The organism is Tunturiibacter psychrotolerans (genome assembly GCF_051013365.1).
GTDB classification, from domain to species: Bacteria; Acidobacteriota; Terriglobia; order Terriglobales; family Acidobacteriaceae; genus Edaphobacter; species Edaphobacter psychrotolerans_A.
Genome location: NZ_CP132941.1, coordinates 748653 through 774469 on the forward strand (window position 1 = coordinate 748653; position 25817 = coordinate 774469).

Below are 25817 nucleotides of genomic sequence, written 5' to 3' on the forward strand. Positions count from 1 at the left end.
TCACAGCCGACACTCTCGCTGTTAAGCTGGATAGTTATCTATGTACCGTCAGCAGATCATCGTCGCGTTGCAAGACCGTTTCTACGATGTGTCTCCCAATCGCAAGCGAGGCTGTGGCAGCAGGAGATGGGACATTGCACACATGGACGACGCCTTTTGTGTAAGCAAAGTGAAAGTCATCAATTAACTTCCCATTGATTCCCAGAGCCTGAGCGCGCACACCTGATCCACCAGGCACCAAGTCATCAGCAGTTACCTCAGGCACAAGCCGCTGTAAAGATCGAACGAACGAGGCTTTGTTCAAGGAGCGGTAGTACTCGTCTATGGACACGGTCCAGTACTTCGCGGCCATAACCCAGAAACCCGGAAAGGTAGCGTACTCCCAAACGTCGCCTGCATTAAAAGAAGTCTTCGTATAGCCCTCACGTTTCAATGCCAGCACAGCGTTCGGGCCAGCTTCGACTCCGCCAGAAACGCGCTTGGTGAAATGCACTCCGAGGAAAGGAAATCGTGGGTCGGGAACCGGGTACAGCAGACTACGAACATAGTGGTGTTTATCCGGAACCAGGTCATAGTACTCCCCGCGAAAAGGAACGATCGTCAAATCGAGTTTGGCATTTGCCATGTGACTAACGCGGTCACTCTGCAGCCCTGCACAATTGATGACTAACCGCGCCTCAATCGGCCCCTGAGTTGTTTCTATTACCGTATTATTCCCCGAAGGCTTCAATGCTTTTACTTCGCGCGAAACATGAATCACACCGCCGCCTCGCTCTATAAGTTCGGCATACTTCCTCGCGACGGTCTTATAGTCGACAATGCCCGTACTAGGCACGTGTATACCCCGAATGCCTGAAGCATGTGGCTCAAGCTCACGGATTTCGTCTCCGGTAAGCATTCTTAGCCCCTTTAGGCCGTTGGCTATTCCGCGAAGATAGAGTTCATCGAGCTGCGCGCTTTCATCCTGTGAAGTCGCGACGATGACCTTACCGCAAATCTCGTAAGGTATGGCGTGTTCTTCACAAAAGCGCAGTAAGGCGTTTACGCCCTCAGTACAGAGCCTTGCCTTCAGGCTCCCAGGTTTGTAGTAAATTCCCGAGTGAATGACGCCGCTGTTGTGGCCCGTCTGGTGAGCAGCCACTTCGGATTCCTTCTCAATTACGGCGAGAGACATCCCTGGAAAACGGCTAAGGATTTCGAGGCCTGTAGCCAAGCCGACAATTCCGCCGCCGATGATTGCTACATTGATTTGAGAGGGCATTCTGCTTGAATATTAGCAAATGCCTCTGCGCAGCACGCCGCAAGACCTGGGAGTCTTTGCTCCAAAAGCGAACTAATACTCTAAGCATTAGACGTGGCCAGTTAACCAATAAATGTAAGTAATGCATCGTTGCCTGGACTTCTCGACCTAGTATCCCTGCCCGGTTTTAGACGATTATCCACAACTCAATGCCATTCGACCCAAAGCTGCCTCTCACGAGGCAGCTTTTTTTGTGGGATCGATCGTATGGATCATTTGCGAAAGGCCGTGGAGTAACGCTCTGCACCTATAGGACGGTGGTGCAGATTTGAGAATTTCAAACCGCGACACTCCCACCGATCGGCTTACCAATGGAGGGCACCCAGCTTTGTAAGAAAACTAGGGAACTGTCACTGTTACCGGGCTTGTCGGAACGCTCTCCTGACCGCTGGGATCAGCGGACGTTACCTGATAGCTATACGTAGTGCCACTTGTCACTGTGGTATCCACGTAGGTGACAGCCGTGTCAGGCGAGGAGTTTATGCGCGCAAAGGATCCGCTGCTGGTCGCCCGATAGATGTTGTACCCCGCTACAGGATCGGGAGAACTGGGCGGTGCATTCCAAGTCAGAGTGACCTGATGTGCAACCGCGGTACCTGTACCTGATAGAGAGACTGTTGCCGTGCTTCCGCTGGTCGAGTTGCTACTGATCGTAAGCTGTCCAGTAAGGGCTCCGGCTGTGGTTGGCTCGAACTGTAACTTCAGCGTCAGAGTCTGATTAGGATTCAGTGTTGCCGGAAAGCTTCCGCCAATGATGGTAAACCCAGCTCCACTGACCGTTGCAGAGTTCACCGTCACAGGCGTCGTGCCCGTCGAAGTCAGGGTTAAGGACTGCGTCGTCGCTGTGTTTACAGCCACACTACCGAAGCTCAAACTACCAGCGCTCACCGTCAGTTGCGGATTTGCCGCCGTGCCGGTACCGCTCAGCGTAACTGAGGTCGTGCTGCCGCTGGTCGAGTTGCTGCTGACAACAATTTGACCGCTGACTTTCCCAGTTGCTGTCGGATCGAATTGAACCTGAAGCGTCACCGACTGGGTCGGATTCAATGTTATTGGGAGACTTTGAGCCACGATTGAGTAGCCAGCACCGCTGATGGCCGCAGAGTTCACCGTCACGGGCGACGTCCCAGACGACGTCAGCGTTATGGACTGCGTCGTTGCTGTGTTCACCGTCACGCTACCGAAGCTCAAGCTCGTAGCACTCACCGTCAACTGTGGATTTGGCGCTGCCGTGCCCGTGCCGCTGAGAGACACCGCCGTCGTGCTGCCACTGGCAGAGTTGCTGCTGATCGTCAGACTTCCCGACGCCGATCCGGTTGCGGTAGGCGCGAACTTTACTTGCAGCGTTAGAGTCTGATTGGGGCTCAATGTCGCCGGTAGGGTGCCTCCAACGAGAGAGAAGCCCGCGCCCGAGACCGACGCCGAACTCACCGTCACTGGCGCCGTGCCCGTCGACGTAAGTGTCAACGACTGCGTCCCGGAGGATTTCACGGTAACACTGCCAAAACTCAACGAGCCGGTGTTCGCACTCAACTGTGGAGTCGCGGCCACCGCACCTGTTCCGAACGTGACCATCTGCATGACCCAGGGACCGGAGGAGGTCAGCGACGTTTTGGCGCTGTTGCTCCCGGTCGTCGTCACGATCTTGTCTTCAGCAATATCTCCATCCGGCGTTGTGACCACCCTTGACGTAAAGCCGCTCCCCGCCGCCTTGGTGGTTGTCGCTACTGTACTCGCGCCAAAGATCAACTCGTTGGCGCTCCTCGTCGTCGCAGCACCACTGCTCGCGCTCGTACTATTCCCACTCGCCCCAGCCGTCACATCCAGCGCCGTCACTCCACGATATTCCAGAATGCGCACATCCGGAGACGCTGCCGCCTGGCTGAACGTTACCGTCACCGTGTTGCTGCTGACACCCGCAATGTTTGCTGCGTAGTAGATCGACTGTCGCAACGCCGTCCCGCTTGTCGGTCCGATCGCCAGGCTGTAAATGTTCCCTGCACTGTCCTTCACCGACTGTAGCGCCGCCGTGGTGTCGTTCCATCCCACCACGACCACGTTAAGATCGCCCGGCGTCTGCGCTGCCTGGTAGCCCACGCGCACTGTTGCAGTTGGCGACTGCGGCGTGGCTGAGTTTACTTGTACAAAGCTGATCGCACTCGACTGTGCGTCGGCACCGGTCCATGACGCCAGGCAGCAAACTGCGAGCAGAAGCACGCCAAACCAAGTGCCAGGCAGGGTCGGAATAGTCCGGAAATGTAATCTTTTTTGAGAGGAGGATTTGAGGGCCTGATTGCCAAATACGAAGGAAACTATGGAGCCTAGGGGCCTAAAAACAAATCTACTACGGGTCACCAACATCACCTCTTGAATAGGTACAACCATCCTAAATTCAAGGCAGAACAAAGAAAAAATGGGACAAAAAGAGAAAAAAATAACAAAAAGAACAAAGAGGCGATGCTATACAGCTTCGGTTCTAACTTCGTTCGCTAAAAACAAAGGCCATCCAAAACGCAAGAATTTGCCACGAGCTACTTTCGTATTTCGAATGGCGATTAGACTTAGTATAACATCTTTTTTCTATCTATTTAATTGTAAGTAAAAATGGTACAAACTTCAACAACTCACGATGCCAACCTAGGCACCAGTCACGCCCAATATCTTCAAAGTCACATGAAGCACCTTCGCCCCCCCGAGAGCCTCTCAATCATCGCAGCACTCTGCCGCATGAAAGAATTCCCCAACTCCCTCTAAGTCTCCGCCTGGAAGTGACGGAACTTCGCATACAGCAAAAAATCTTCTCAGCAGCCGAATCGAAATCTGATGCCGATGCCATTTCATTCCTCCAAAGCGCCATGTCGATCCGCTGACCTCAACGCACTCCCCCAATCGGCTTACCAATGGAGCAACCAGCTTTATGAAAAAACTACGGGATTGTTACTGTTACCGGGCTTGTTGGAACGCTCTCCCGACCACTGACATCAGCGGACGTTACCTGATAGCTATACGTAGTGCCACTTGTCACTGTGGTATCCACGTAGGTGACAGCCGTGTCAGGCGAGGAGTTTATGCGCGCAAAGGATCCGCTGCTGGTCGCCCGATAGATGTTGTACCCCGCTACAGGATCGGGAGAACTGGGCGGTGCATTCCAAGTCAGAGTGACCTGATGTGCAACCGCGGTACCTGTACCTGATAGAGAGACTGTTGCCGTGCTTCCGCTGGTCGAGTTGCTACTGATCGTAAGCTGTCCAGTAAGGGCTCCGGCTGTGGTTGGCTCGAACTGTAACTTCAGCGTCAGAGTCTGATTAGGATTCAGTGTTGCCGGAAAGCTTCCGCCAATGATGGTAAACCCAGCTCCACTGACCGTTGCAGAGTTCACCGTCACAGGCGTCGTGCCCGTCGAAGTCAGGGTTAAGGACTGCGTCGTCGCTGTGTTTACAGCCACACTACCGAAGCTCAAACTACCAGCGCTCACCGTCAGTTGCGGATTTGCCGCCGTGCCGGTACCGCTCAGCGTAACTGAGGTCGTGCTGCCGCTGGTCGAGTTGCTGCTGACAACAATTTGACCGCTGACTTTCCCAGTTGCTGTCGGATCGAATTGAACCTGAAGCGTCACCGACTGGGTCGGATTCAATGTTATTGGGAGACTTTGAGCCACGATTGAGTAGCCAGCACCGCTGATGGCCGCAGAGTTCGCCGTCACGGGCGACGTCCCAGACGACGTCAGCGTTATGGACTGCGTCGTTGCTGTGTTCACCGTCACGCTACCGAAGCTCAAGCTCGTAGCACTCACCGTCAACTGTGGATTTGGCGCTGCCGTGCCCGTGCCGCCCAGAGTCACCGCCATCGTGCTACCAGACGACGAATTGCTGCTAATCGAAATCTGACCGCTCGCTGATCCTGTCGCCGCGGGCAGAAACTGCACTTGCAGGGTCATAGCCTGCGTTGGATTCAGCGTCACCGGCAGGCTACCGCTGACGATTGTAAAACCCGCTCCAGTGATGGTCGCAGAGTTCACTGTCACCGGCGATGTCCCCGTCGAAGACAACGTCAACGATTTCGTCGTCCCTGTGTTCACCGTCACACTACCGAAGCTCAAGCTCGTGGCACTCACCGTCAACTGCGGATTTGGCGCCGTCGTGCCAGTGCCGCCCAGAGTCACCGCCATCGTGCTACCAGACGACGAATTGCTGCTGATGGTGATCTGACCGCTGGCTGATCCTGTCGCTGTCGGCAGGAACTGCACCTGCAACGTCATTGACTGCGTCGGATTCAACGTAGCCGGCAGACTACCGCCAACAATCGTAAAGCCTGCTCCAGTGATCGTCGCAGAGCTAACCGTAACCGGTGAAGTCCCTGTCGACGTCAGCGTCAACGACTGTGTCGTCGCCGTGTTCACCGTCACGCTGCCAAAGCTCAAGGAAGCAGCGCTCACTGTCAACTGCGGACTAGGCGCTGCTGTGCTCGTACCACTCAGAGTCACCTGCGCAGTGGAACCCGTCGACGAGTCGCTGTTGATCGTAATCTGGCCGCTCGCTGATCCCGTCGCTGTCGGCAGGAACTGCACCTGCACCGTCACAGATTGCGTTGGATTCAACGTCGCCGGCAAACTAGCCCCAACGATCGTAAAACCAGCACCAGTGATTGCAGCCGAGTTCACTGTCACCGGCGCTGTCCCCGTCGACGTCAGCGTCAGCGACTGTGTCGTCGCCGTGTTTACCGTCACACTGCCAAAACTCAAGCTCGCAGAACTCACCGCCAACTGCGGGCTAGGCGCTGCTGTGCTCGTACCACTCAGAGTCACCTGTGCAGTGGAACCCGTCGACGAGTCGCTGTCAATCGTAATCTGACCGCTCGCTGATCCTGTCGCTGTCGGCAGGAACTGCACCGGCAACGTCACAGATTGCGTTGGATTCAACGTAGCCGGCAGACTACCGCCAACAATCGTAAAGCCAGCGCCAGTGATTGCAGCCGAGTTCACTGTCACCGGCGCTGTCCCCGTCGAGGTCAGCGTCAACGACTGTGTCGTCGCCGTGTTCACCGTCACGCTGCCAAAGCTCAAGCTCGCAGCACTCACCGTCAACTGCGGACTAGGCGCCGCTGTGCTCGTACCACTCAGAGTCACCTGCGCAGTGGAACCCGTCGACGAGTCGCTGTTGATCGTAATCTGACCGCTCGCTGATCCCGTCGCTGTGGGCAGAAACTGCACCTGCAACGTCATCGACTGCGTAGGATTCAACGTCTCCGGCAGACTACCGCCGACGATTGTAAAGCCAGCTCCAGTGATCGTCGCAGAGCTTACCGTAACCGGTGAAGTTCCCGTCGAGGTCAGCGTCAGCGACTGTGTGGTCGCCGTGTTTACCGTCACACTACCGAAGCTCAAGCTCGCAGCACTCACCGTCAACTGCGGGCTAGGCGCCGCTGCGCTCGTACCACTCAGAGTCACTATATTCGTGCTCCCGCTCGACGAGTTACTGGCAACTGTGATCTGACCGCTCACTGATCCTATCGCCGTCGGCAGGAACTGCACCTGCAACGTCATCGACTGCGTCGAATTCAACGTCACCGGCAAATTTCCACCGACGATCGTAAAGCCAGCACCGGTAATGGTCGCAGAGCTAACCGTGACCGGCGAAGTCCCGGTCGAAGTCAACGTCAGCGACTGTGTGGTCGCCGTGTTCACCGTCACGCTACCGAAGCTCAAGGAAGCAGCGCTCACCGTCAACTGCGGGCTAGGCGCCGCTGCGCTCGTACCACTCAGAGTCACCTGCGCCGTGGAGCCGGTCGACGAGTCACTGTTGATGGTGATCTGACCGCTGGCTGATCCTGTCGCCGTCGGCAGAAACTGCACTTGCAAAGTCATCGACTGCGTTGGATTCAACGTCGCCGGCAAACCACCGCCAACAATCGTAAAGCCAGCACCAGTGATCGTCGCAGAGCTTACCGTCACCGGCGAAGTCCCCGTCGAGGTCAGCGTCAGCGACTGTGTCGTCGCCGTGTTCACCGTCACGCTACCAAAGCTCAAGCTCGCAGAACTCACCGTCAACTGCGGGCTAGGCGCCGCAGTGCTCGTACCGCTCAGAGTCACCTGTGCAGTAGAGCCGGTCGACGAGTCGCTGTTGATCGTAATCTGACCGCTCGCTGTCCCTGCTGCTGTCGGCAAGAACTGCACGTGCAATGTCATCGACTTTGTCGGATTCAACGTCACCGGCAAATTTCCACCAACGATCGTAAAGCCAGCACCAGTGATTGCCGCCGAGTTTACTGTCACCGGCGCTGTTCCCGTCGAGGTCAGCGTCAACGATTGTGTCGTCGCCGTGTTCACCGTCACGCTGCCGAAGCTCAAGCTCGCAGCACTTACGGTCAACTGCGGGCTCGGCGCCGCTATGCTCGTACCGCCCAAAGTCACCTGCGCAGCGGACCCGGTCGATGAATTGCTGTTGATCGTAATCTGACCGCTGGCTGATCCTGTTGCCGTCGGCAGGAACTGCACCGGCAACGTCACAGATTGCGTTGGATTCAACGTCGCCGGCAAACTGCCCCCGACAATCGCAAAACCAGCTCCACTGATCGTCGCAGAACTCACTGTGACCGGCGAAGTCCCAGTCGAAGTCAACGTCAACGACTGTGTCGTCGCCGTATTTACCGTGACGCTGCCGAAGCTCAAACTTGCAGCACTCACCGTCAGCTGTGGGCTCGGTGTCGCAGTGCTCGTACCACCCAGAGTGACTAGATTCGTGCTCCCGCTCGACGAGTTACTGCCAATTGTGATCTGACCACTTGCTCTCCCTGTTGCTGTCGGCAGGAACTGCACCTGCAACGTCATCGACTGCGGCGGGTTCAATGTCGCCGGCAAACTACCCCCGACGATCGCAAAACCAACTCCAGTAATCGTCGCAGAGCTAACCGTGACCGGTGAAGTCCCAGTTGAAGTCAACGTCAGCGACTGTGTCGTCGCCGTGTTCACCGTCACACTGCCGAAGCTCAAACTTGCAGCGCTCACAGTCAACTGCGGACTCGGCGCGGCTGTTCCCATACCGTTGAGAGCAACTAAGATCGTACTGCTCGTGGTCGAGTTACTGCCAATTGTGATCTCACCGCTCGCTGTCCCAGTTGCTGTCGGCAGGAACTGCACCTGCAACGTCATCGACTGGGTTGGGTTCAAGGTCACTGGTAGGCTGCCCCCTACGATGGCGAATCCAGCGCCGGTGATCGCAGCCGAGTTCACGGTAACCGGTGAAGTCCCCGTCGACATCAACGTCAACGATTGCGTCGTAGCTGTGTTCACCGTCACATTGTCGAAACTCAGACTGGTAGCGCTCACCGCCAGGTGAGGGCTTGTCTGAGGATTCGATACGGCGGCCCCTGTACCGGTCAGCGCCACTACCGTCGTGTTGTTACTCGCAGAATTACTACTAATTGTGATCTGGCCACTAGCCGCCCCAGAAGATGTTGGATCGAACTGCACCTGCAACGTCGCAGCCTGTTCCGGATTCAGCGTAATTGGAAAACTACCTCCTACGATGGTGAAGCCAGCCCCAGTAATTGCTGCAGAATTCACCGTAACTGGAGAGGTCCCAGTCGATGTCAAAGTCAACGTCTGCGTCGTCGCCGTGTTCACTGTTATGCTGCCAAAGCCCAGACTCGCAGCACTCACCGTCAGTTGGGGAGTAGTCTGAGATGTCCCCTGCCCCTGCAAGGGGACTTGCGCCACCATCTGCCCCGCCGTACCCATAAGCGTGGCCTGCCCGGAATAATTGGCGGCGGCGGAAGGCGTAAAGCCAAATTTTAGAGTGTAGCTACCACCAGCAGGAATGCTCATCGGCATATTAGCCCCGCCAACGAGGGCAAACGTCTGGCCTGAAACGTTTACTTGAGAGACAGCTATTGACGAAGAACCGCCGTTCGTCACCTGTACGCTGCTATCAACCTCTTGACCAACAGGCACGTTTCCAAAGTTGACGCTGCCGGGCGATACAAAAACACCACCTCCAGCATTTGGATCGATCGCACCCGACCCACAACCCGACACCACCATCGTCAGGCAGCATGCCAGGGCAAACAGTAGAGCTTTTCCCAATCCGCCGAGCCAGAGAGTCTTTGCTCCAGATCGGACTCGATATCCATTCCGTCTCGAAGACGCGTCCTTCAAGAGGACAGCGGGTACCGATACACCCAGGCCCGAAAGCAAAAAAATCGCGTAGATATCTGACACCAACATCACCTCTTGAAAGTTGCAAACATGCACGAATCAGAGGCAGATAAAAAAAGGAAAAGGGTTTTGCACAACGGGGCTCGGTTGCCTAGTCCGGCAGATCGCAGCTGCTCGGAGGCTTAACTCATTCCCAGTTTTCGCTGAAACGAAAACGTTCGTTTAGAATCAAACCTATAAGGCCAGGGGAGTGGGGAATGACCTCATGTCTTAGGTTGAAGGGTATTATCCATTCACAAAATAGGACAATAACACGAATTGGGTATGACGGTCCCGTCGCTTGGGCCGTTGAGTTGCCAATACAATCCACAGCAAAAAAAAATGCGGATTCTGCATACGACATCGGAGATCAATTCATCGCCCTCGCTACAAAGGATTTGTAACGGTTCTGGAGTCATAATCCTGGTGCGATCAATTTGTTAGCCTGATTTGCAGATCCTTTGGATTCAGAGAAGAGAGACTATCGGAGAACTCGTGAGAGCAAACTTCGCCCACAATTCATCAAATCGTCAAACAACTTCGGACCGGCGATCGGCAATTGATCGAGTATACTGGGTCTACCGCGCTCCTTTATCGTGGAAAAAGTAATTCTTTACCAAAACACCTGACCTCCCCAAGTCCTGGTGCAACGGCTCCCGATCTATCAAGTGTTTTACCTCACCTGCCTCTTCTGGTTTTTAGAGATCCCCCAGATAAGGTAGGAACAAACGCTTGATGCACAGACTGTTGGCGGTAACGCTCACCGCATTCTCTTTCATTTTTCCCGCACTCAGCCACTCTCAGACCACTCCAGTCTGGTTCACTCTGAACGCCCAAGAGGGACAGACAGTCACCGCAACAGGATCGATTACTCTTCGCTTCGGCCAGGTAGCTTCCACCTGCGCCGCACATGCCACGCCCGGCGCATGCAGCGCAGGCGCTGGCGCGCCAGCACCCGCAGAGTGGACCTCTCCCAAGACCTTCACTCCCGCCACATCTGCGACCACCGTCAGCATAGTCATCGGCAAAGCTGCATTCGGCAATGTGGACCCAGATCCCGGTGTGCATAAGACCGTGCAGGTGGAGGAGCAGGCGACGGCCCAGAACATCACCGTCAATGGGCAGTCCGTTACAGTCCCGGCGCAATCAACCTCATACGCATGCCAACTGTCGCAGACTCCAGCCACGATCACTTTCCCAAACACTACCGATGGATTCCAGATCTCCTCTTCTGTTGCTCTCACAAGCAACTGCAAGACGATCGTCACCATAGATTCTGTCCAGGATCCTGCAGCGCCATTCAGCATTTCGGGATTTCAAACACCGTTTACGCTGGCTCCCGGCAAAACACAGAGCTACACGGCTGTCTTCTCACCCACTGCGACCGGTACTGCGACCGGTAGCATCCACTTTGCCAGCACCGTCTCGTCTGTTCAGCCATTAACGGTCTCGCTCACCGGCACTGGCGTTTCCGCCACGCAGGGAACTTTGGCCTCCAGTCCCACCACGTTGAGTTTCGGAAATGTAACCCTCAACGGCACAAGTTCACTGACCGCGACGATCACCAACTCAGGATCAGCATCTGTCACCGTCTCTGCCGTCAGCGTGGCAGGAACAGGCTTTTCACTTACTAGCGTGAAGACCCCTCTCACCCTTGCAGTCAAACAATCTGTGCAATTGACAGTCACCTTCGCCCCAAAAGCAAGTAGTTCTGCTTCGGGAACCTTGACCATCACAAGCAACGCTTCGAACAAAACATTGTCGGTGCCCCTGTCAGGAACTGCCGCACAACACTCTGTGGCACTTTCATGGAGTGACACGGGGACCGGAATCGCTGGCTATAACGTATACCGTTCCACCGTTTCCGGAGGCTCTTACTCCAAGGTCAACAGCGCGGCGGTAGTCCCAACGAAATATACCGACAGTACTGTAACCTCGGGGACCACTTACTACTATGTCGTCACCGCAACGTCACCAAGCGGAGCGCAAAGTACCTATTCCAATCAGATAACCGCAAAAGTGCCGTAAACCGCACACTCGTACCGAACGTCGTCGACTCCAAGCGTTCCGATACTACCGACAGCGGATGGTTGCTGAATATCGAATAACGGAATTGACAATGTTGCGCAGTGGCGCGCAAGCAATTCACCCGGTGACGCCATGTCACCGGGTGAGTTGTCCGGAGCGATTGTTCTAACCTGTAAATCTGTGACACGCAAGTGGTGCTCAAAGACTGGGACTTTTCTTCCCATTTCGCAGGAGACTGATTCGGAACGGGTGATTCTCGATTTCGGTCCTTCACAACTAACATCGCTCTCCCAACCCACCAATGGGTACCTGGAAGTTACCGGTACGCGAGTTCGTAACTCGTTCATATGCAGTTGATCCATTGACGAAACTATCAATTCTCGGACCACTTAAATACTTCTCACGCTTGAATAGCCATCGCTATCGTTCATCTTCAATGACTTAGATTGCATAGCAAAATTATGCAAAGAAGTATGAATGGAGTTTCCTATTTTTTTGTTTGACACTTCTAAGGGCCGGCGATAAATTTTGTCCACTTCAGCAGCGACTGAGACCGATTTTAGCCTTGGCCCTCAAACAGAGCAAGTAACCTAGCTCGGCGTTACCTGAAAATTTGTGATGCTTTGGCACTTATTTTCTACGGATTCTGCAAGATTTTCGCTACTTCGTTCGCTACATGCCAGATCCCAATCGGTCACGGCAGATAGTTTTGCAAGAGGTTCTCTTGGGTTTCTACAAACCGTCCTAGCAACACATACCTTGAGGAGGCGGCTGCTCCTGCAGTCCGCTTTTGACGCGGCTCGACTTTGTCCACTCAGCTTCCTACCCGGGTAACGAGGTGTTTTGATGATAGGCGCTGTGAAAATTTTGGTGATTAGTGACGACGCTGAGGTCTGCAACTTGATTCACAGTGCGTTTGAGTTTGAAGGTAATAGCGCAGTCTGCGTTTCCTGCCCTCTGGAGGCGCTCCAGCTTTTGCATCGTGGATTGGTGGCGAATTTTCTCCTGATTCACGCGACAAGAAATCGTTCAAATGAAAATCTGTTTGCCGTTGCGCTTTTGCAAAACTTCTCGAGAGAAAAGCTGTGCATCCTCGCAGAGGCCGGAGACACATCATGGAGACACCATGCAGCCAAGTGGAAGATTGATACGGTGTTGACCATGCCGCTTTTGAGGCAGGACATCGAAAAGCTCAGAACCCAACCTAGTTTCGACACAATCGCGCAGAGCCTCGAGACAGCAGGGCCCGCAAGTCCCGCCGCCAACACGTCGATAAATGTTCCTCACTACCACATGGAAGAGTTGGACAACGACCGTTTCTTTCTGGCGGCGTCCCCAATCATGATGCAGCTTTACAGGGACGTCCGGCTTCTCGCTCCGGTTAACGTTCCCGTGCTCATTCTGGGCGAAAGTGGAGTTGGGAAGGAAATTGTGGCGATGCTGCTTCACAAGTACTACCCAAACCCGGAGGGTAAATTTCTCAATATTAACTGCGCTGCCCTGCCCACAGAACTCCTCGAAAGTGAATTATTCGGCTACGAAGCAGGAGCTTTTACCGGCGCATTAAGATCCAAGCCTGGCTTGTTCGAACTGGCAAATAAAGGAACTCTCCTCTTGGACGAAATCGGTGAGATGAGCCCGCATATGCAAGCCAAGCTGCTCCATGTGCTGCAAGATGGATCGTTTTGCCGCCTGGGGGCGCGTTCGCCATCTCGAGCAGATGTCCGCGTTTTGGCCGCAACGAATATTAATATGCAGGATGCGATCGCTGAAAAGCGTTTTCGTGAAGACCTCTACTATCGCCTCAACATCTTGACGATCACTGTTCCACCGCTTCGCGAACGTCGCGAAGAAATACCACTGCTGATGGAACAAATGTTTCTCCGGGGAGCGCTGGAATTCGGAAAGCCAATTATTCTTTCCAGGCGGCTCGTTGAAGCGGCACAGGAATATCACTGGCCGGGGAATCTTCGCGAGTTACGCAACTTCGTTACTCGCACACTCATTTTGAGGGACGAGGAATCTGCCTACAACGACTTGCGAGCCAAGACGCGAACCAAAGTCTTGTCTTCCAGGGAAGACACCAATACAGAGGCGGCGATAAACAAATCGCCGATTGCCGCCAGCATGAAAAACGCAGTAAATGAAGTCAAGAATGAGACAGAGATCCGCATCCTTCAAGATGCCTTGTCGGCCTCAGGATGGAATCGCAGAAAAGCTGCAGTGAACCTGAATATTAGTTATCGCACCCTGCTGTACAAGATTCAGCAGCACAGACTGAGCGCATAAATCGCTCTTGGTAACACTAAAAAAAGCCTTTCGTGCGAGATGGCCTCTACTCCGTTAAGCTGTTGGATCTTGGTGCCCGGAGGGGGGCTGGAACACCCAAGACCGGTAAGGTCTGTGGATTTTAAGGCCGTTTCAACCGATTAGCATGGAAGCGCAATGCGAAGTGTCGCGGCCTAGGATGACCGCATTCAGGAGACCCTCGAAGCGAAATTTCCCGGCGCGGTTTCGTTCCGGTGGCGATAGAACGAGCCGAAAGCGGGTGGCTCGGCCTCACCGGAATCTGTGCGGACCGACCACACATGAAAGTCTCTGCTTCTTAATTTAAAAGGCCCTCAGCAAGGCCTACAGATATCCACTCCGGAAATAGCGAGTCGCTAATACTGCGTCAGCGTTCCTTCTCTTCTGCCTTTTCGGACTGCCGCGGCAAACAATCCAAGACTGACCGGCAGGAAAATCGCCACAATCCCCAGCAATATGGCGAGAGGCTTTGCGATCATGACAACAGAATATCCCTGAAGCATCGTCATGCGGAGAGCCTCGAGACAATAGGTGATCGGATTTACCAGAGCGATCTTCTGCATCCAGGGCGGCATCATATTGACCGGAAAGTAGGCTCCCCCTACGATCGTACCGAAACCGCCGAGGATCCACGTAATCGGATCTCCCTTCCTGAGCCAGACCACAGCAGCAGCCGACAGAACGCCGAAAGCGACAAATATCGTGAGAGACAGGACGAGAACCAATGCGGTTGCTAGAAGATTCAAGTGGGTCAAGTCCAGCCCGAACCCCACGACTCCCGCCGCGAGAATCAGGACCAGTTGCACTCCCCCCGAAATGAGGCCATAAAGTGAGGACATGAGGGCGACCGCGATGCATCCGGTCTGGCTGCTCATCATTGCCTCAAAGCATCCGGTCACTTGGGCTAGGCGGATGGATTCCGAAAACATGCGCAGCGTCAAATCAAAGTAGCGCGCGAATCCCAGCCCGATAAGCGCAAAGGAGAAATAGCCGTACCCATGCTCGCCTAACCCGGGCGAGGTGCGCGGCGTGATGAGTTGGCTCAGGAAGTAGAACAGAACCAGGAGCATCATTGAGTCAACAATGCGGATCAGGAATGCGGTTTTATAGCCGGACTCTATGCGGAAGTCCCGTACGACGAATGCACAGGCTTTGCGCAGCAATGGAATCATATTTCCCCCACCGCAAGCGCTCTACGGTAATACTGCGGGAGCGTAATTCTGTCCCGCTTCAGATCCGATATCGTGTCGAAGGCCTGGACACGCCCCTTATCGATGACGAGCACCTTGTTGCAGAGTTTGAGCGCTTCGTCCATCCGGTGCGTGGCGATCAAAAGCGTTTTGCGAGAGTCAACATATATACGGCTAAGAATTAGATCGATCATCTCGTCGGAAGCTATTGGATCGAGGGCACGGGTCGGTTCGTCGAGAATCAGCACGCTAGGCGCAGTAATTAGCCCGCGCGCCAGCGCAAGCCGCTGTTTCATTCCAGAACTGTAGCCCTCCACAACTCGCGCCGCCGCTTCCTCCAGCCCAACCAAACTGGTTAGTTCCTGAATACGATTACGGAGATCCACCCCACCGAGATTATCCAAGGTGCCGAAAAATTCAAGATTCTGGGCACCGGTCAGGCGCCAGAAAAAGCTTCGCTCCTCGTTCAGGACGAAGCCTACAGATTTTCGAGCGGCGCCACTGTCGTAGTTCGTATTGAACCCATCAACGACAACGTCTCCCTTGGTTGGAAGTATCAGGCCGCCTATGAGCTTTAACAACGTCGTTTTGCCCGCGCCGTTTGGTCCCATTACCGCGACACGGTCGCCCCTCTGGATTTCGATGGTAACGCTGGACAGTGCTGTGTGCACGCGCCGCGGTCGGAGGGGGTGCAACAGCATTTCTCGATATCGCTTCACAATGGGAAAACTCATCGTGACGTCGACTACCGAGATAATCGGCGCTTCTGGTACAGGTAGCAGCTGAACAACAGCGGGAGGGCTGGAGCTAGACAACTGTTTCATGATACGAGACCCACCTTCTTCTCCGACGCCCCGGACAATGCGGCGTTGATGCCGTCCGCCAAGAATCGTGCAAGCTCGTCGGAATGCACCGTTAGCAGCGCATGGTGATCTCCTGACACCTTGTAAACACTCAGGCCGCCCCTCGCGATGCCTTGCCAACCCAGATACCGCTCGAAGAGGCGACGCCACTTACTGGCAACGATTGAGTCGTACCACTTCTCGCACACGTAAAGACCTATCGGTCCCATGAATGGCTCGGGTCGGTAACGCAGCAGGAGTTGCCGATGATGTTCGAAAAGATCTCTGGAACTCAGGAGCCCGTTCGAACCGGACTGCGACCGAAGGTTTTCAAGCTTACGTGCCATTAGCTCAGAAAGGCGAGCTTTCCTGGAGCCGCCTCTGGCAATCAGCAGCCCCCGGAGAACTTCGCCTATGTGTTGCCCTCTTCGCCTGAGATAGCCGCCGTAGTTGATGAGATTGACTAGGAACGTGTGGAGAGCGTTGGGCCGCAAGCTATCGATGAGAGCGAGCAACCGCACATCTTCACCTTCACGGAGCAGTTGCTGGGCGATTTCAATTGCCACTGAACCAGCAAAGCAATATCCTCCGACGAGGTATGGACCAGCAGGTTGAACTGTCCGCATTTCTGAAAGACACTCACGCGCCATTTCAGCGATGCTCAGGTAACCGCTGGCACCGCCGCGAACCCATCTGGGCCGCAGACCATAAACGGGTTGATCCCCGTCGAAGTGCGCTGCCAGTCTCGCTAGGATCAGTGGGGTCTCGTTCACGTCGTTGCCATAGCCACACGCAAGAAAAAGGGGTGCGCGCGTGCCCCGCCTTTGAACAGGGACTAGACATTGCCATGGAGCATGTTCCGGTGCTACGCTATCCGCCGCGCCGAGGAGATCGGCTATTGCCGCCACAGTTGGGCGCTCCAGCAATTCCATCAGTGCGAGTTCCTTGCCGAATCTCTCGCGCAAACGTCGCTGCAGCCGCGCGGCTAGCAGTGAATGCCCACCCAGCTCGAAGAAGTTCTCCATGATATCGACCCGCTCGATGCCAAGTAGATCCTCAAAAATTTCGGCAACCCTGCATTCCATCGCAGTTCCAGGCGGCACGTAGTCTTCATGTGGATATAAGTGATCGTCGGGAACCGGCAACGCGTGGCGGTCAACTTTGCGGTTATTAGTCAGAGGGAAAGCATTCAGTACCATGAAGGCGGACGGCACCATATAGGCGGGGATCTTGGTGGCGAGTGCATACCGTAACTCCTCAGTATTCACTTCCTCACCTTCCCGTGCTGTAACGTATGCAGCTAGGCGTGGATCGCCGGCAACGTCCTCGCGAATTACTACGACGGCCTGACAAACTCCAGGCTGCTCCTCCAGAGCGGCTTCGATTTCACCTAGTTCGATGCGAAACCCGCGAAGCTTTATCTGATTGTCGATACGTCTGAGAAATTCGATATTGCCGTCCGGCAGATAGACCGCCAAATCACCCGTGCGGTACAGGCGGAGGTCGGAATCAAACGGGCTGGGGACAAATTTTTCGGCGGTCAGTTCCGGTCGATTCAAGTACCCCCGAGCAACGCCGTCTCCACCAATAAAGAGTTCGCCAGGCGTTCCTACTGGGACCGGCTGCCCAACCGCGTCGAGCAGATAACAAGCAGTGTTCGCGATAGGCCTGCCGATAGGAACGGCGCTTTCCCGGTTGTCGACTTTGTGTACGGCCGACCATATAGTAGTCTCGGTTGGCCCGTACAGGTTCCAAACCTCACCGCCGACGGTCAGCAGTCGATTGGCCAGCTCGCGCGAAAGCGCTTCACCACCACACAATATCTTCAACCCGTCAAACCCCGTCCATCCCGATTCCAACAGCATGCGCCACGTCGCAGGTGTTGCCTGCATGAGAGTTGGGCGGGATTTCTTGATCAACCCGGCCAATGCTATCCCGTCCCCGACGATGTCGGTGGTTGCAAGGATGACATTGGCCCCAGATGTAAGCGGCAGGTAGACCTCCAGGCCGGCGATGTCGAAGGATATTGTGGTGACGGCGAGCAAGCGGTCACTCTCGCATATCCCAGGCTCACTCCGCATGGAGGCAAGGAAATTCACGACGGACTTATGCGTGATCTGAACACCCTTGGGTTTACCGGTTGATCCCGAGGTATAGATCACGTACATCAGATTATTTTGCTTCAAGCCGCTTGACGGCACAGCGGAACTCTGGCGTTCAATTAGATTGCGATCCCGATCAAAGCAGACCACTTTGGTCATCGTCGTCGACAGATTAAGGAGAAACTGCTGCTCCGTTACCAACACCCTTGCACCGGAGTCGTCTAGCATAAAGGCGACGCGGTCTGGGGGGTATCGCGGGTCGAGAGGTACATATGCCCCTCCCGCCTTCATGATCCCCAATAAGACGACGACTAAATCAATCGACCGTTCAAGGCAAACTCCGACCAGAACTTCCGGCCCAACACCTAGCGATCTAAGATAATTTGCGAGCCGGTTCGCTCGGCGATCGAGATCCTCATAAGTGGCTTGATCGCGGCGACAGATCACTGCGACAACACGGGGCGTTGCGGCAGCTTGCTGCTCGAACAGGTTATGGACGCAAAGGTCGGAGCTATAGGCAACTTGCGGACCTTGGGCGTTCGCAAGAAGGCGTTCACATTCCGGCCCGCTGAGCATGGGCAGTTCGGCAATCGGCCTGTCGGGAGTCAGGATTCCAGCGGATAATATGTTGATGAAATGCCCGGTCATGCGCTCAATGGTCGCGGCCTCATACAGATCGGTGCTGTACTTAAGCGATGCAGGCATCGCTGAACCTGTATCCAGAAGGGTCAAGTCGAGGTCGAATTGTCCTTCCTGCTGGCTCAGCGGGTAAGCTTCGACGGCGAGGGAGCCTAATTGGAGAGGAGTACTGGTGTGTGGCTGTAGCACCTCTCCCCCGGAGCCTACATGCGCAGTTTTGATCAGATTCAACATTACTTGGAACAAGGGCATGCGACTGGGTTCGCGCTCCGGTTGCAAACGCTTGACGAGTTCCGGAAACGGGAAGTCTCCGTAACGTTGAGCCTCAATAGTCACCTCACGCATGGCCGCCAAATGCTGGCGGAATGTGGTGCCCGTTTCAATCGGTGCGCACACCACAACGGGGTTGACGAAGTAGCCGACGATGTTTTCAAACTCTGGACGACTCCGTCCGATCAGGGGCGTTCCAATGGGCACCTCTGGCGCGCCTGTGTACCTGTGCAGGAAGGCATGAAACGCTGTCACTAGCACCGTGTATGTGGTGGCATTCTCTGCCTGGGCCAAGGCCCTAATCTGCATGGCTACGCTGGCCGGCAGCGCGAAATCGAACGTGGCACCCCGAAAGTTTTGGACGGTGGGACGCCGGTGATCAGTGTGCAGATCAATGGATGGTAGGTTGCTTAGCCGGGAACTCCAGTAACGCCAAGCTTCCAATCCTTCTTCCGATTCAATCATAGTTCGCTGCCACCTGACATAGTCGGCATACGATCCCGGCGGTTGCAGAGAGCCGGGATCAGCACCCTCGTAGATCAATGTCAAATCCGAAAGGACAATTCCAAGCGACCACGCGTCAAAGACAATGTGATGCGCGGAGATGAGCAGGATATGGTGCGTATCGGAACGGAGGAACAACGTACAGCGGAACAGCGGCCCCCTGATGAGATCGAAAGGACGCCGATAGAACGTGTCTACCCTGAGTGCTAGCTCTTCTTCGTTCCAGTTGAAACTTCCTACCACTTCGAGCGGGCGTTCCGAAACCGGGCCGACATGTTGCTCCAGCCCATTTGTATCGAGCCCGAGTGTCGATCGCAACATCGGGTGGCGCTCGATCAGCGTTCGAATAGATCGCTCCAGGCGCTCGTAATTGACATCAGCGCGCAAGCGGACGCAGAAGGCAACGTTATACGCCGCGTTTTCGGGCGCAAGCTCATGTAAGAACCAGAGTGCCTCCTGCCCGAGCGAGAGCTTGAACGGGTCGTTTGCAGCCCCTGCCGCCTCTCGAAGCAACTGTGAAAGCAGTTCCCGTTTCGCTCTGGCATCCATTCCGGCGAGCTTACTCAGATCGACATGTTCACTCATATTCTCGGTCCGTGTAGGCGATTAAAACTAGAAACTTCTGAAACCTTCGTCAGCAAGGATCGTCAGCTTGAGTATGAGGGGAAATCCGGGAGGCATAAGGTCCTGTTTGAACTTCTAACTGTCAATAGATTTGAGAGATACCAAACGGGAACCATAGCAATTCTGTTTCCAACTTCCCGTGAGTATTGAACTTTTATTGATACCGCGGCCAATTCTGGTTCGCAGCAAAGAAATCGGCAGGTTATTTAGGGAAATCCTTGCCGGACTTCTAGTGACGAAACGACGGATTTGTAACGGATAAGTTGCTGGTGCGGAAAATGTGTTCCAAAAAGTAACAAAATTTTGCGATCTAATAGTAGCGTTGCCTCACCAAGTAAACCCCAGACGAGTAGGTCAGACCAACAATGCTGGTCAACCGAGCTGCCATGCGAATCTCCTCTATGAAAGATCGGGCTATCTTGTATATCGCCAAGGTGCTCGGGAATCTCCCAGATTTAAGAGATCCTATGCTAGTTCGCGACTTCTCTTTAGGAGTTTCGCTCGTGACGGTGCCAACCGATCAATTAGCATTTCTCCCCTCCCTGCCCATGATTGCCTGCCGATAGCTAAAGTGGTTATTGAAATGCAGGGACCACTCCACAATCAACAGCGGGATACAGGGGGTCGGCCGCTGAGACCACCATGTGCTGCGTCGGTGGTGAAGTTTGCGCACGATCGACTCGAGTCGGAGTAAATGGGGAATCGCGGGGATGCGCAGCGATCTTGCGGAGAATATGTCATCTCACGAAGAGGACTTCAGTGGCGATGCGAATGGGGGGTCCAACCCTCCGATCGCGCTTGTGGGGATCGGTTGCCGCTTTCCGGGGGCAGTAGCTGATCCGAAGTCCTATTGGCGCCTTCTGCGTGACGGGATCGACGCGATCGCGGAAATACCTTCAGATCGCATCGATATCAGCACCTACTATGATCCGCGCCCGGCCCAACCGGGAAAAATGAGCACCAGATGGGGTGGCTTATTAGATCGGATCGAGATGTTCGATGCCGCCTTCTTCGGTATCAGCCCGCGGGAGGCCGACCGACTGGATCCGCAGCAGCGGCTGCTGATGGAGGTTGCGTGGGAAGCGCTTGAGGATGCCGGCCAGCCCGCAGAGCGGCTAGAGGGTAGCTTAACGGGTGTCTTCATAGGCTTGTGGCTGAACGATTATGAGGCCCGCCTTTTCGCCGACCCTGCAGCCATGGACTTTTATATGACGACAGGAACGGGTCGTTATTCAGCCTCCGGTCGCCTGTCCTATGTTCTGGGGTTGGAAGGCCCAAGCTTAACCATCGACACTGCCTGTTCTTCATCGCTGGTGGCTGTCCATTTAGCTTGCCAAAGTCTGCGTCGAAATGAATGTTCTTTAGCACTGGCGGGGGGAGCAAACATAATACTGCAACCCCACATTTCAATTGCCTACTCCCAATCAAGAATGATGGCGCCGGATGGACGGTGCAAGTTCGGAGACTCTCGGGCAAATGGATATGTTCGCAGCGAGGGAGCCGGAATAGTCGTTCTCAAGCCGCTCTCCAAAGCATTGACAGACGGCGACCCTATCTACGCAGTAATTCGGGGCAGTGCGGTTAACAACGACGGCTGCACCAGCGGCTACATGACGACCCCGTCTCGGACGGGACAGGAGAGACTGCTTCGTCTGGCCTACCGCGACGCTGGATTGTCCCCCTCGAAAGTGCGATACGTCGAAGCTCATGGCACCGGGACGACTGCGGGTGACCCCGTTGAACTTGCCGCACTAGGCAACGTGCTCTCGCCCGACCGCCTACCAGGAGAAACCTGTTACATCGGCTCAGTAAAAACTAACTTCGGACACACCGAAGGAGCTTCGGGAATCGCGGGACTGATCAAGGCAGCGCTTGTCCTCAAGCATCGCAGGGTTCCCGCAAATCTCCACCTGGAGGAACTTAACCCGGCCATTGCCTGGAATGATTATCCGTTTGTAATCCCCCGCAAGTTGACCCACCTTCCGCAGGATTCCGGGCCGGCAGTTGCAGGCGTGAGCGCTTTTGGCATTGCCGGAACCAATGCTCACGCCGTCCTCACCGAGGCACCAAACAGGGAGAGCGCTGATGACGCCGTGCAACCGCATGCTGATCGGGCATGCATCCTGACTCTTTCGGCGCGTTCACCTGAGGCGTTGGCCTCACTCGCTCGCGCATATGTCTCCGCGTTCGAGGAAGAGGTCAGTCCTTCGCTCTACAACGTTTGCTATACCAGCGCACTGCGGCGCACTCATCACGAACACCGTCTCGCAGTCACTGCCGGCAACCGCGCGGACCTAATCGAGCATTTGGCTGCCTTTTTGCGTGGGGAGAGCGTTTCGTGGGTGTGGACGGAAAAGGCGGACCCGGAATCTAAACCAAAAGTCGTATTCGTCTGTCCAGGACAAGGCTCGCAGTGGATCGGGATGGGACGCCAACTCCTACGCGAAGAGGCGGTTTTCCGCGAATGGCTACAGCGTTGTGAGCTTGCGCTGCAGCCTTATGTCGATTGGTCCCTCCAGGAACAATTGCATCTCAATCCCAGCGCACACGAATTCCGGCTAAACGAAATCGATGTCATCCAGCCGACACTGTTTTCGATTCAGGTCGCGTTGGCCGCTTTGTGGCGTTCGTGGGGCGTCGAGCCAGACGCGGTCGTGGGACACAGCATGGGCGAGGTGGCCGCGGCTTTCGTCGCTGAAGCGCTCAGCCTGGAGGATGCGGCACGCGTAATCTGCACACGCGCTAGGCTATTGCGGCGAATCAGCGGCAAAGGAACGATGGCCATGGTGGCACTCACCGTGGATCAAGCCCAGGATTGCCTGGCAGGCTTCGAGGGCCACGTGTCTGTCGCGGTCAGCAACAGCCCGCACTCCACAGTCTTATCGGGCGATCCCTCCGCGATGCAGGAGATTGTCGAGAAACTCCAGACCTGCAACGTCTTCTGTCGCCCTGTGAAGGTAGATGTGGCATCCCACAGCCCTCAAGTCGATGTTCTGACCGACGACCTTCTCCGCGAGCTGGGCATCATTCAGTCACGTAAGACAAAAGTTCCGATGTATTCAACGGTGACTGCGGAGCAGATCGACGAAGCCCAGCTCGACGCGGGCTACTGGGTACGCAACCTGCGTTGCCCGGTGCTGTTTTCGAGCGCTGTCCAAAAGCTAGCCGACGACGGACATACCGTATTCATCGAACTGAGCCCGCATCCTGTGCTGACGGCGGCTATCGAAGAGACCGTTACCGGCGCGAACAGAAAACTCCGTGCCATTCCTTCCCTCGAGAGGGAAACGGATGAGCAGTTGACTCTACGGAACTCGGTCGGCCGGCTCTACACGATGGGATATTCGGCAGACTGGCCGCGGCTGTTCTCGTTTCCCGGCAAGGTCGTTCCGCTTCCGCTATATCCGTGGCAGCGCCAGCGCTTCTGGCTGCAGTCGAAACCTCAACAACCGAAAAGCAGCAGCGAATCTTTCCTCTCGACACCCGGTAAGAATCATCCTCTGCTGGGCATCCGCTTGCCAGAGGTGGCGCCGCTGGCGGGCAGCATCGTTTGGCAGAATAGTACCGGCGAAGGCTCCTCGCTCCCTTCAGTGACGGCATGTATCGACATGGCTGACGCAGCAGCGACCGAGGTATTTGGTCCGAAGCTGCATCGTATATCGGATCTCAAGACAGATCTGACGTTCGGCGTGGCTGCGAATTCAGCACCGCGGACGCAGTTCATTCTGGATACCGGCGGGCCCAAGCCGACGTCCTTTCAACTATTTTGCCAAGGCGCCGAACCAAGCAGCGAATGGACGAAGTACGCCTCCGGAAAGATTGAGTCGCGTGAGGCGCAGGCGAACTGGATATACGAACTCGTCTGGAAGGAGAAAGCCCTCAACCACGGTAAGCTTGAGGCTCCGGCAGGACGTTGGCTGATCTTTGCCGATCGCGGCGGAGTCGGTGCCGCCGCAGCGAGCACGATGACGTCACGCGGACAGGACTGCGTGCTCGTCTTCGCCGGTGACTCGTTTGAAGTTCAAGCGCCGGCTCGCTTTTGTATCGCGGCCCAGAAGCCGGATCACATTCGGCAACTGCTCAAGCTGCTGGCGGAAGATGGGCAACCACCTTGCAGGGGCTTCGTATATTTTTGGGGGTTGGATTCACTGGCTGCCGGTTGCGATGGCGTATTGCGTTTGATCCAGTCGCTCGCACAAACGGAATGGAAGAATGGGCCGCGCCTCTGGGTGGCAACTGCGGGAGCGCAATCCGTCGAGCCGACGGACGGCGAATCCCTTTCACTCGACCAAGCTCCATTGTGGGGCCTGGGAAGGGTTGTTGCTCTTGAGCAACCGAACTTGTGGGGTGGGATGATCGATCTGCCTCGAATCGGAGATCCCACACTGGCGAACGCGGAGATAGCGGGGCTCTGCGAAGAGCTACTTGCTTCCGACGGTGAGGATCAAGTGGCGCTACGCGGGAACCGGCGCTATATCTTACGTCTGGAGAGGACTCGTCCCGCCGCCGTGAAGAAGCCATTCACCGTGTCGCCTGAAGCGACCTACCTGATCACAGGGGGCCTGGGCAACCTGGGACTCCATCTCGCCCGCTGGCTTGTTGCGCAAGGAGCACGGCATCTGGTACTAACGAGTCGGACCGGGCTGCCAGAGAGATCCACGTGGACGTCGATTCCTGCCGAGACCGAAATCGGAAAGCGAGTCACGGCAGTTCGGGCGCTGGAGAAGAGCGGAACGACGATTCATATCGCCAAGGCCGACACCGCCGATCGGCGAGAGATGTCGGAGCTTTGGACCAAACTGGATGCGCACCACCACCCACCAGTTCGAGGAATTATTCATGCCGCCGGCATACTACGGCCGCGGGCGCTCGTTCATCTGGAACCGGACGAATTTCATGATGTCCTCCGATCCAAGATGAGCGGTGCCTCCTTGCTCCACGAGCTAGTCCAGGCAACCACATTTCGGGCTAACGCGCTCGACTTCTTCGTCCTGTTTTCCTCCGGCGCGTCCGTATGGGGTTCGCAAAGTCTGGCGCACTACGCCGCAGCCAATCACTTCCTCGATGCGTTGGCCCAACATCGCGTAGCACTTGGACTTCCGGCGCTGAGCGTGAATTGGGGATGGTGGGAAGGTGAGGGGATGGTGTCGGAGGAGTTGGCCGCTAGTTTCCGAAACATCGGGATCAAGGGTCTCCCGGCGGATGGAGCCCTCGCGGCGCTCGCGCACCTGCTGGAGACTGGTGTGGCGCAGAGGACCGTCGCCGACATTGATTGGAGTGTATTCCGACCCATCTTTGAGGCCAGGAGAAAACGGCCACTGTTAGAGAACCTGTCAGCGCCGCCAAAAGAGACCGAACCAGTGAAGGCCCTGGAGAAGCGGCATGGGCCACTTCAGGAGATTGAGCAGGCATCACCGATCGAACGGAAGCCGCTCTTGCACGATTACATCCGCACTCAAGTTGCGGAGATCCTCGGGTTTCGCTCGTTGGACGGCATTGACCCGCGACAAGGCTTTTTCAGGATGGGGATGGACTCCATCATGACGATGCAGTTGCGGAACCGTCTCGAAACCGCCCTGGGCCATTCTCTGCCACCGACGGTCGCCTTCGAGTATCCAACGGTCGATTCGCTGGTAGATTTCATCGCCGGGATGATTTTGGAACCCGAGGCACTTGCCATTCGTCAGGTCGACGCACCAGAAGAACAGGAATTCAGTAACGTGGACACCGAGTGCGAACAACTTTCCGAAGAAGAACTCGTTGCATTACTCGAGCGAAGATTGGAACAGATCCGATGACCAGCGGCGAAGAGAATCCATT

Annotated in this window: 9 protein-coding genes; 3 read left to right on the forward strand and 6 right to left on the reverse strand. The window is 55.5% G+C overall.

Features of this window, described 5'->3' with window-relative positions; translation table 11 throughout:
* Positions 1-34: 34 nt before the first annotated feature.
* From lhgO to RBB76_RS03060, 3 genes are all read right to left on the reverse strand, one after another.
* A complete protein-coding gene (lhgO, locus tag RBB76_RS03050; protein WP_429634939.1) occupies positions 35-1261 on the reverse strand; it encodes an L-2-hydroxyglutarate oxidase in 1227 nt (408 codons plus the stop codon).
* 378 nt (positions 1262-1639) lie between these two features.
* A complete protein-coding gene (locus RBB76_RS03055) occupies positions 1640-3517 on the reverse strand; it encodes a choice-of-anchor D domain-containing protein (protein ID WP_433963513.1) in 1878 nt (625 codons plus the stop codon).
* Between the two features lie 709 nt (positions 3518-4226).
* Positions 4227-9515, reverse strand: a complete 5289-nt coding sequence (locus RBB76_RS03060) for a beta strand repeat-containing protein (RefSeq protein ID WP_433963514.1) — start codon at positions 9513-9515, stop codon at positions 4227-4229.
* 711 nt (positions 9516-10226) lie between these two features.
* On the opposite strand from RBB76_RS03060, the gene RBB76_RS03065 reads away from it, so the two are divergent.
* Positions 10227-11519 (forward strand): choice-of-anchor D domain-containing protein, encoded by a 1293-nt coding sequence (locus tag RBB76_RS03065; protein WP_429628883.1) that lies wholly within the window; start codon positions 10227-10229, stop codon positions 11517-11519.
* Positions 11520-12365: 846 nt separating this feature from the next.
* The gene (locus tag RBB76_RS03070; protein WP_429628882.1) at positions 12366-13808 is read left to right on the forward strand and encodes a sigma-54 interaction domain-containing protein; all 1443 of its coding nucleotides are present in this window, start codon (positions 12366-12368) and stop codon (positions 13806-13808) included.
* A gap of 374 nt (positions 13809-14182) precedes the next feature.
* On the opposite strand, the gene RBB76_RS03075 is transcribed toward RBB76_RS03070, so the two are convergent.
* Genes RBB76_RS03075 through RBB76_RS03085 form a run of 3 tightly spaced genes read right to left on the reverse strand, consistent with a single transcriptional unit; the run spans position 14183 to position 19958 of the window.
* A complete protein-coding gene (locus RBB76_RS03075; RefSeq protein WP_429628881.1) occupies positions 14183-14998 on the reverse strand; it encodes an ABC transporter permease in 816 nt (271 codons plus the stop codon).
* On the reverse strand, positions 14995-15840 hold the full coding sequence (locus tag RBB76_RS03080; RefSeq protein WP_429628880.1) for an ABC transporter ATP-binding protein: 846 nt from the start codon (positions 15838-15840) through the stop codon (positions 14995-14997). Before RBB76_RS03080 ends, RBB76_RS03075 begins: the two co-directional genes overlap by 4 nt.
* A complete protein-coding gene (locus tag RBB76_RS03085; RefSeq protein WP_429628879.1) occupies positions 15837-19958 on the reverse strand; it encodes a non-ribosomal peptide synthetase in 4122 nt (1373 codons plus the stop codon). The genes RBB76_RS03080 and RBB76_RS03085 overlap by 4 nt, the downstream gene beginning before the upstream one ends.
* A gap of 773 nt (positions 19959-20731) precedes the next feature.
* Between RBB76_RS03085 and RBB76_RS03090 the strand changes: the two genes are divergently transcribed.
* Positions 20732-25795, forward strand: a complete 5064-nt coding sequence (locus RBB76_RS03090; protein ID WP_429628878.1) for a type I polyketide synthase — start codon at positions 20732-20734, stop codon at positions 25793-25795.
* The last annotated feature ends 22 nt before the right edge of the window (positions 25796-25817 follow it).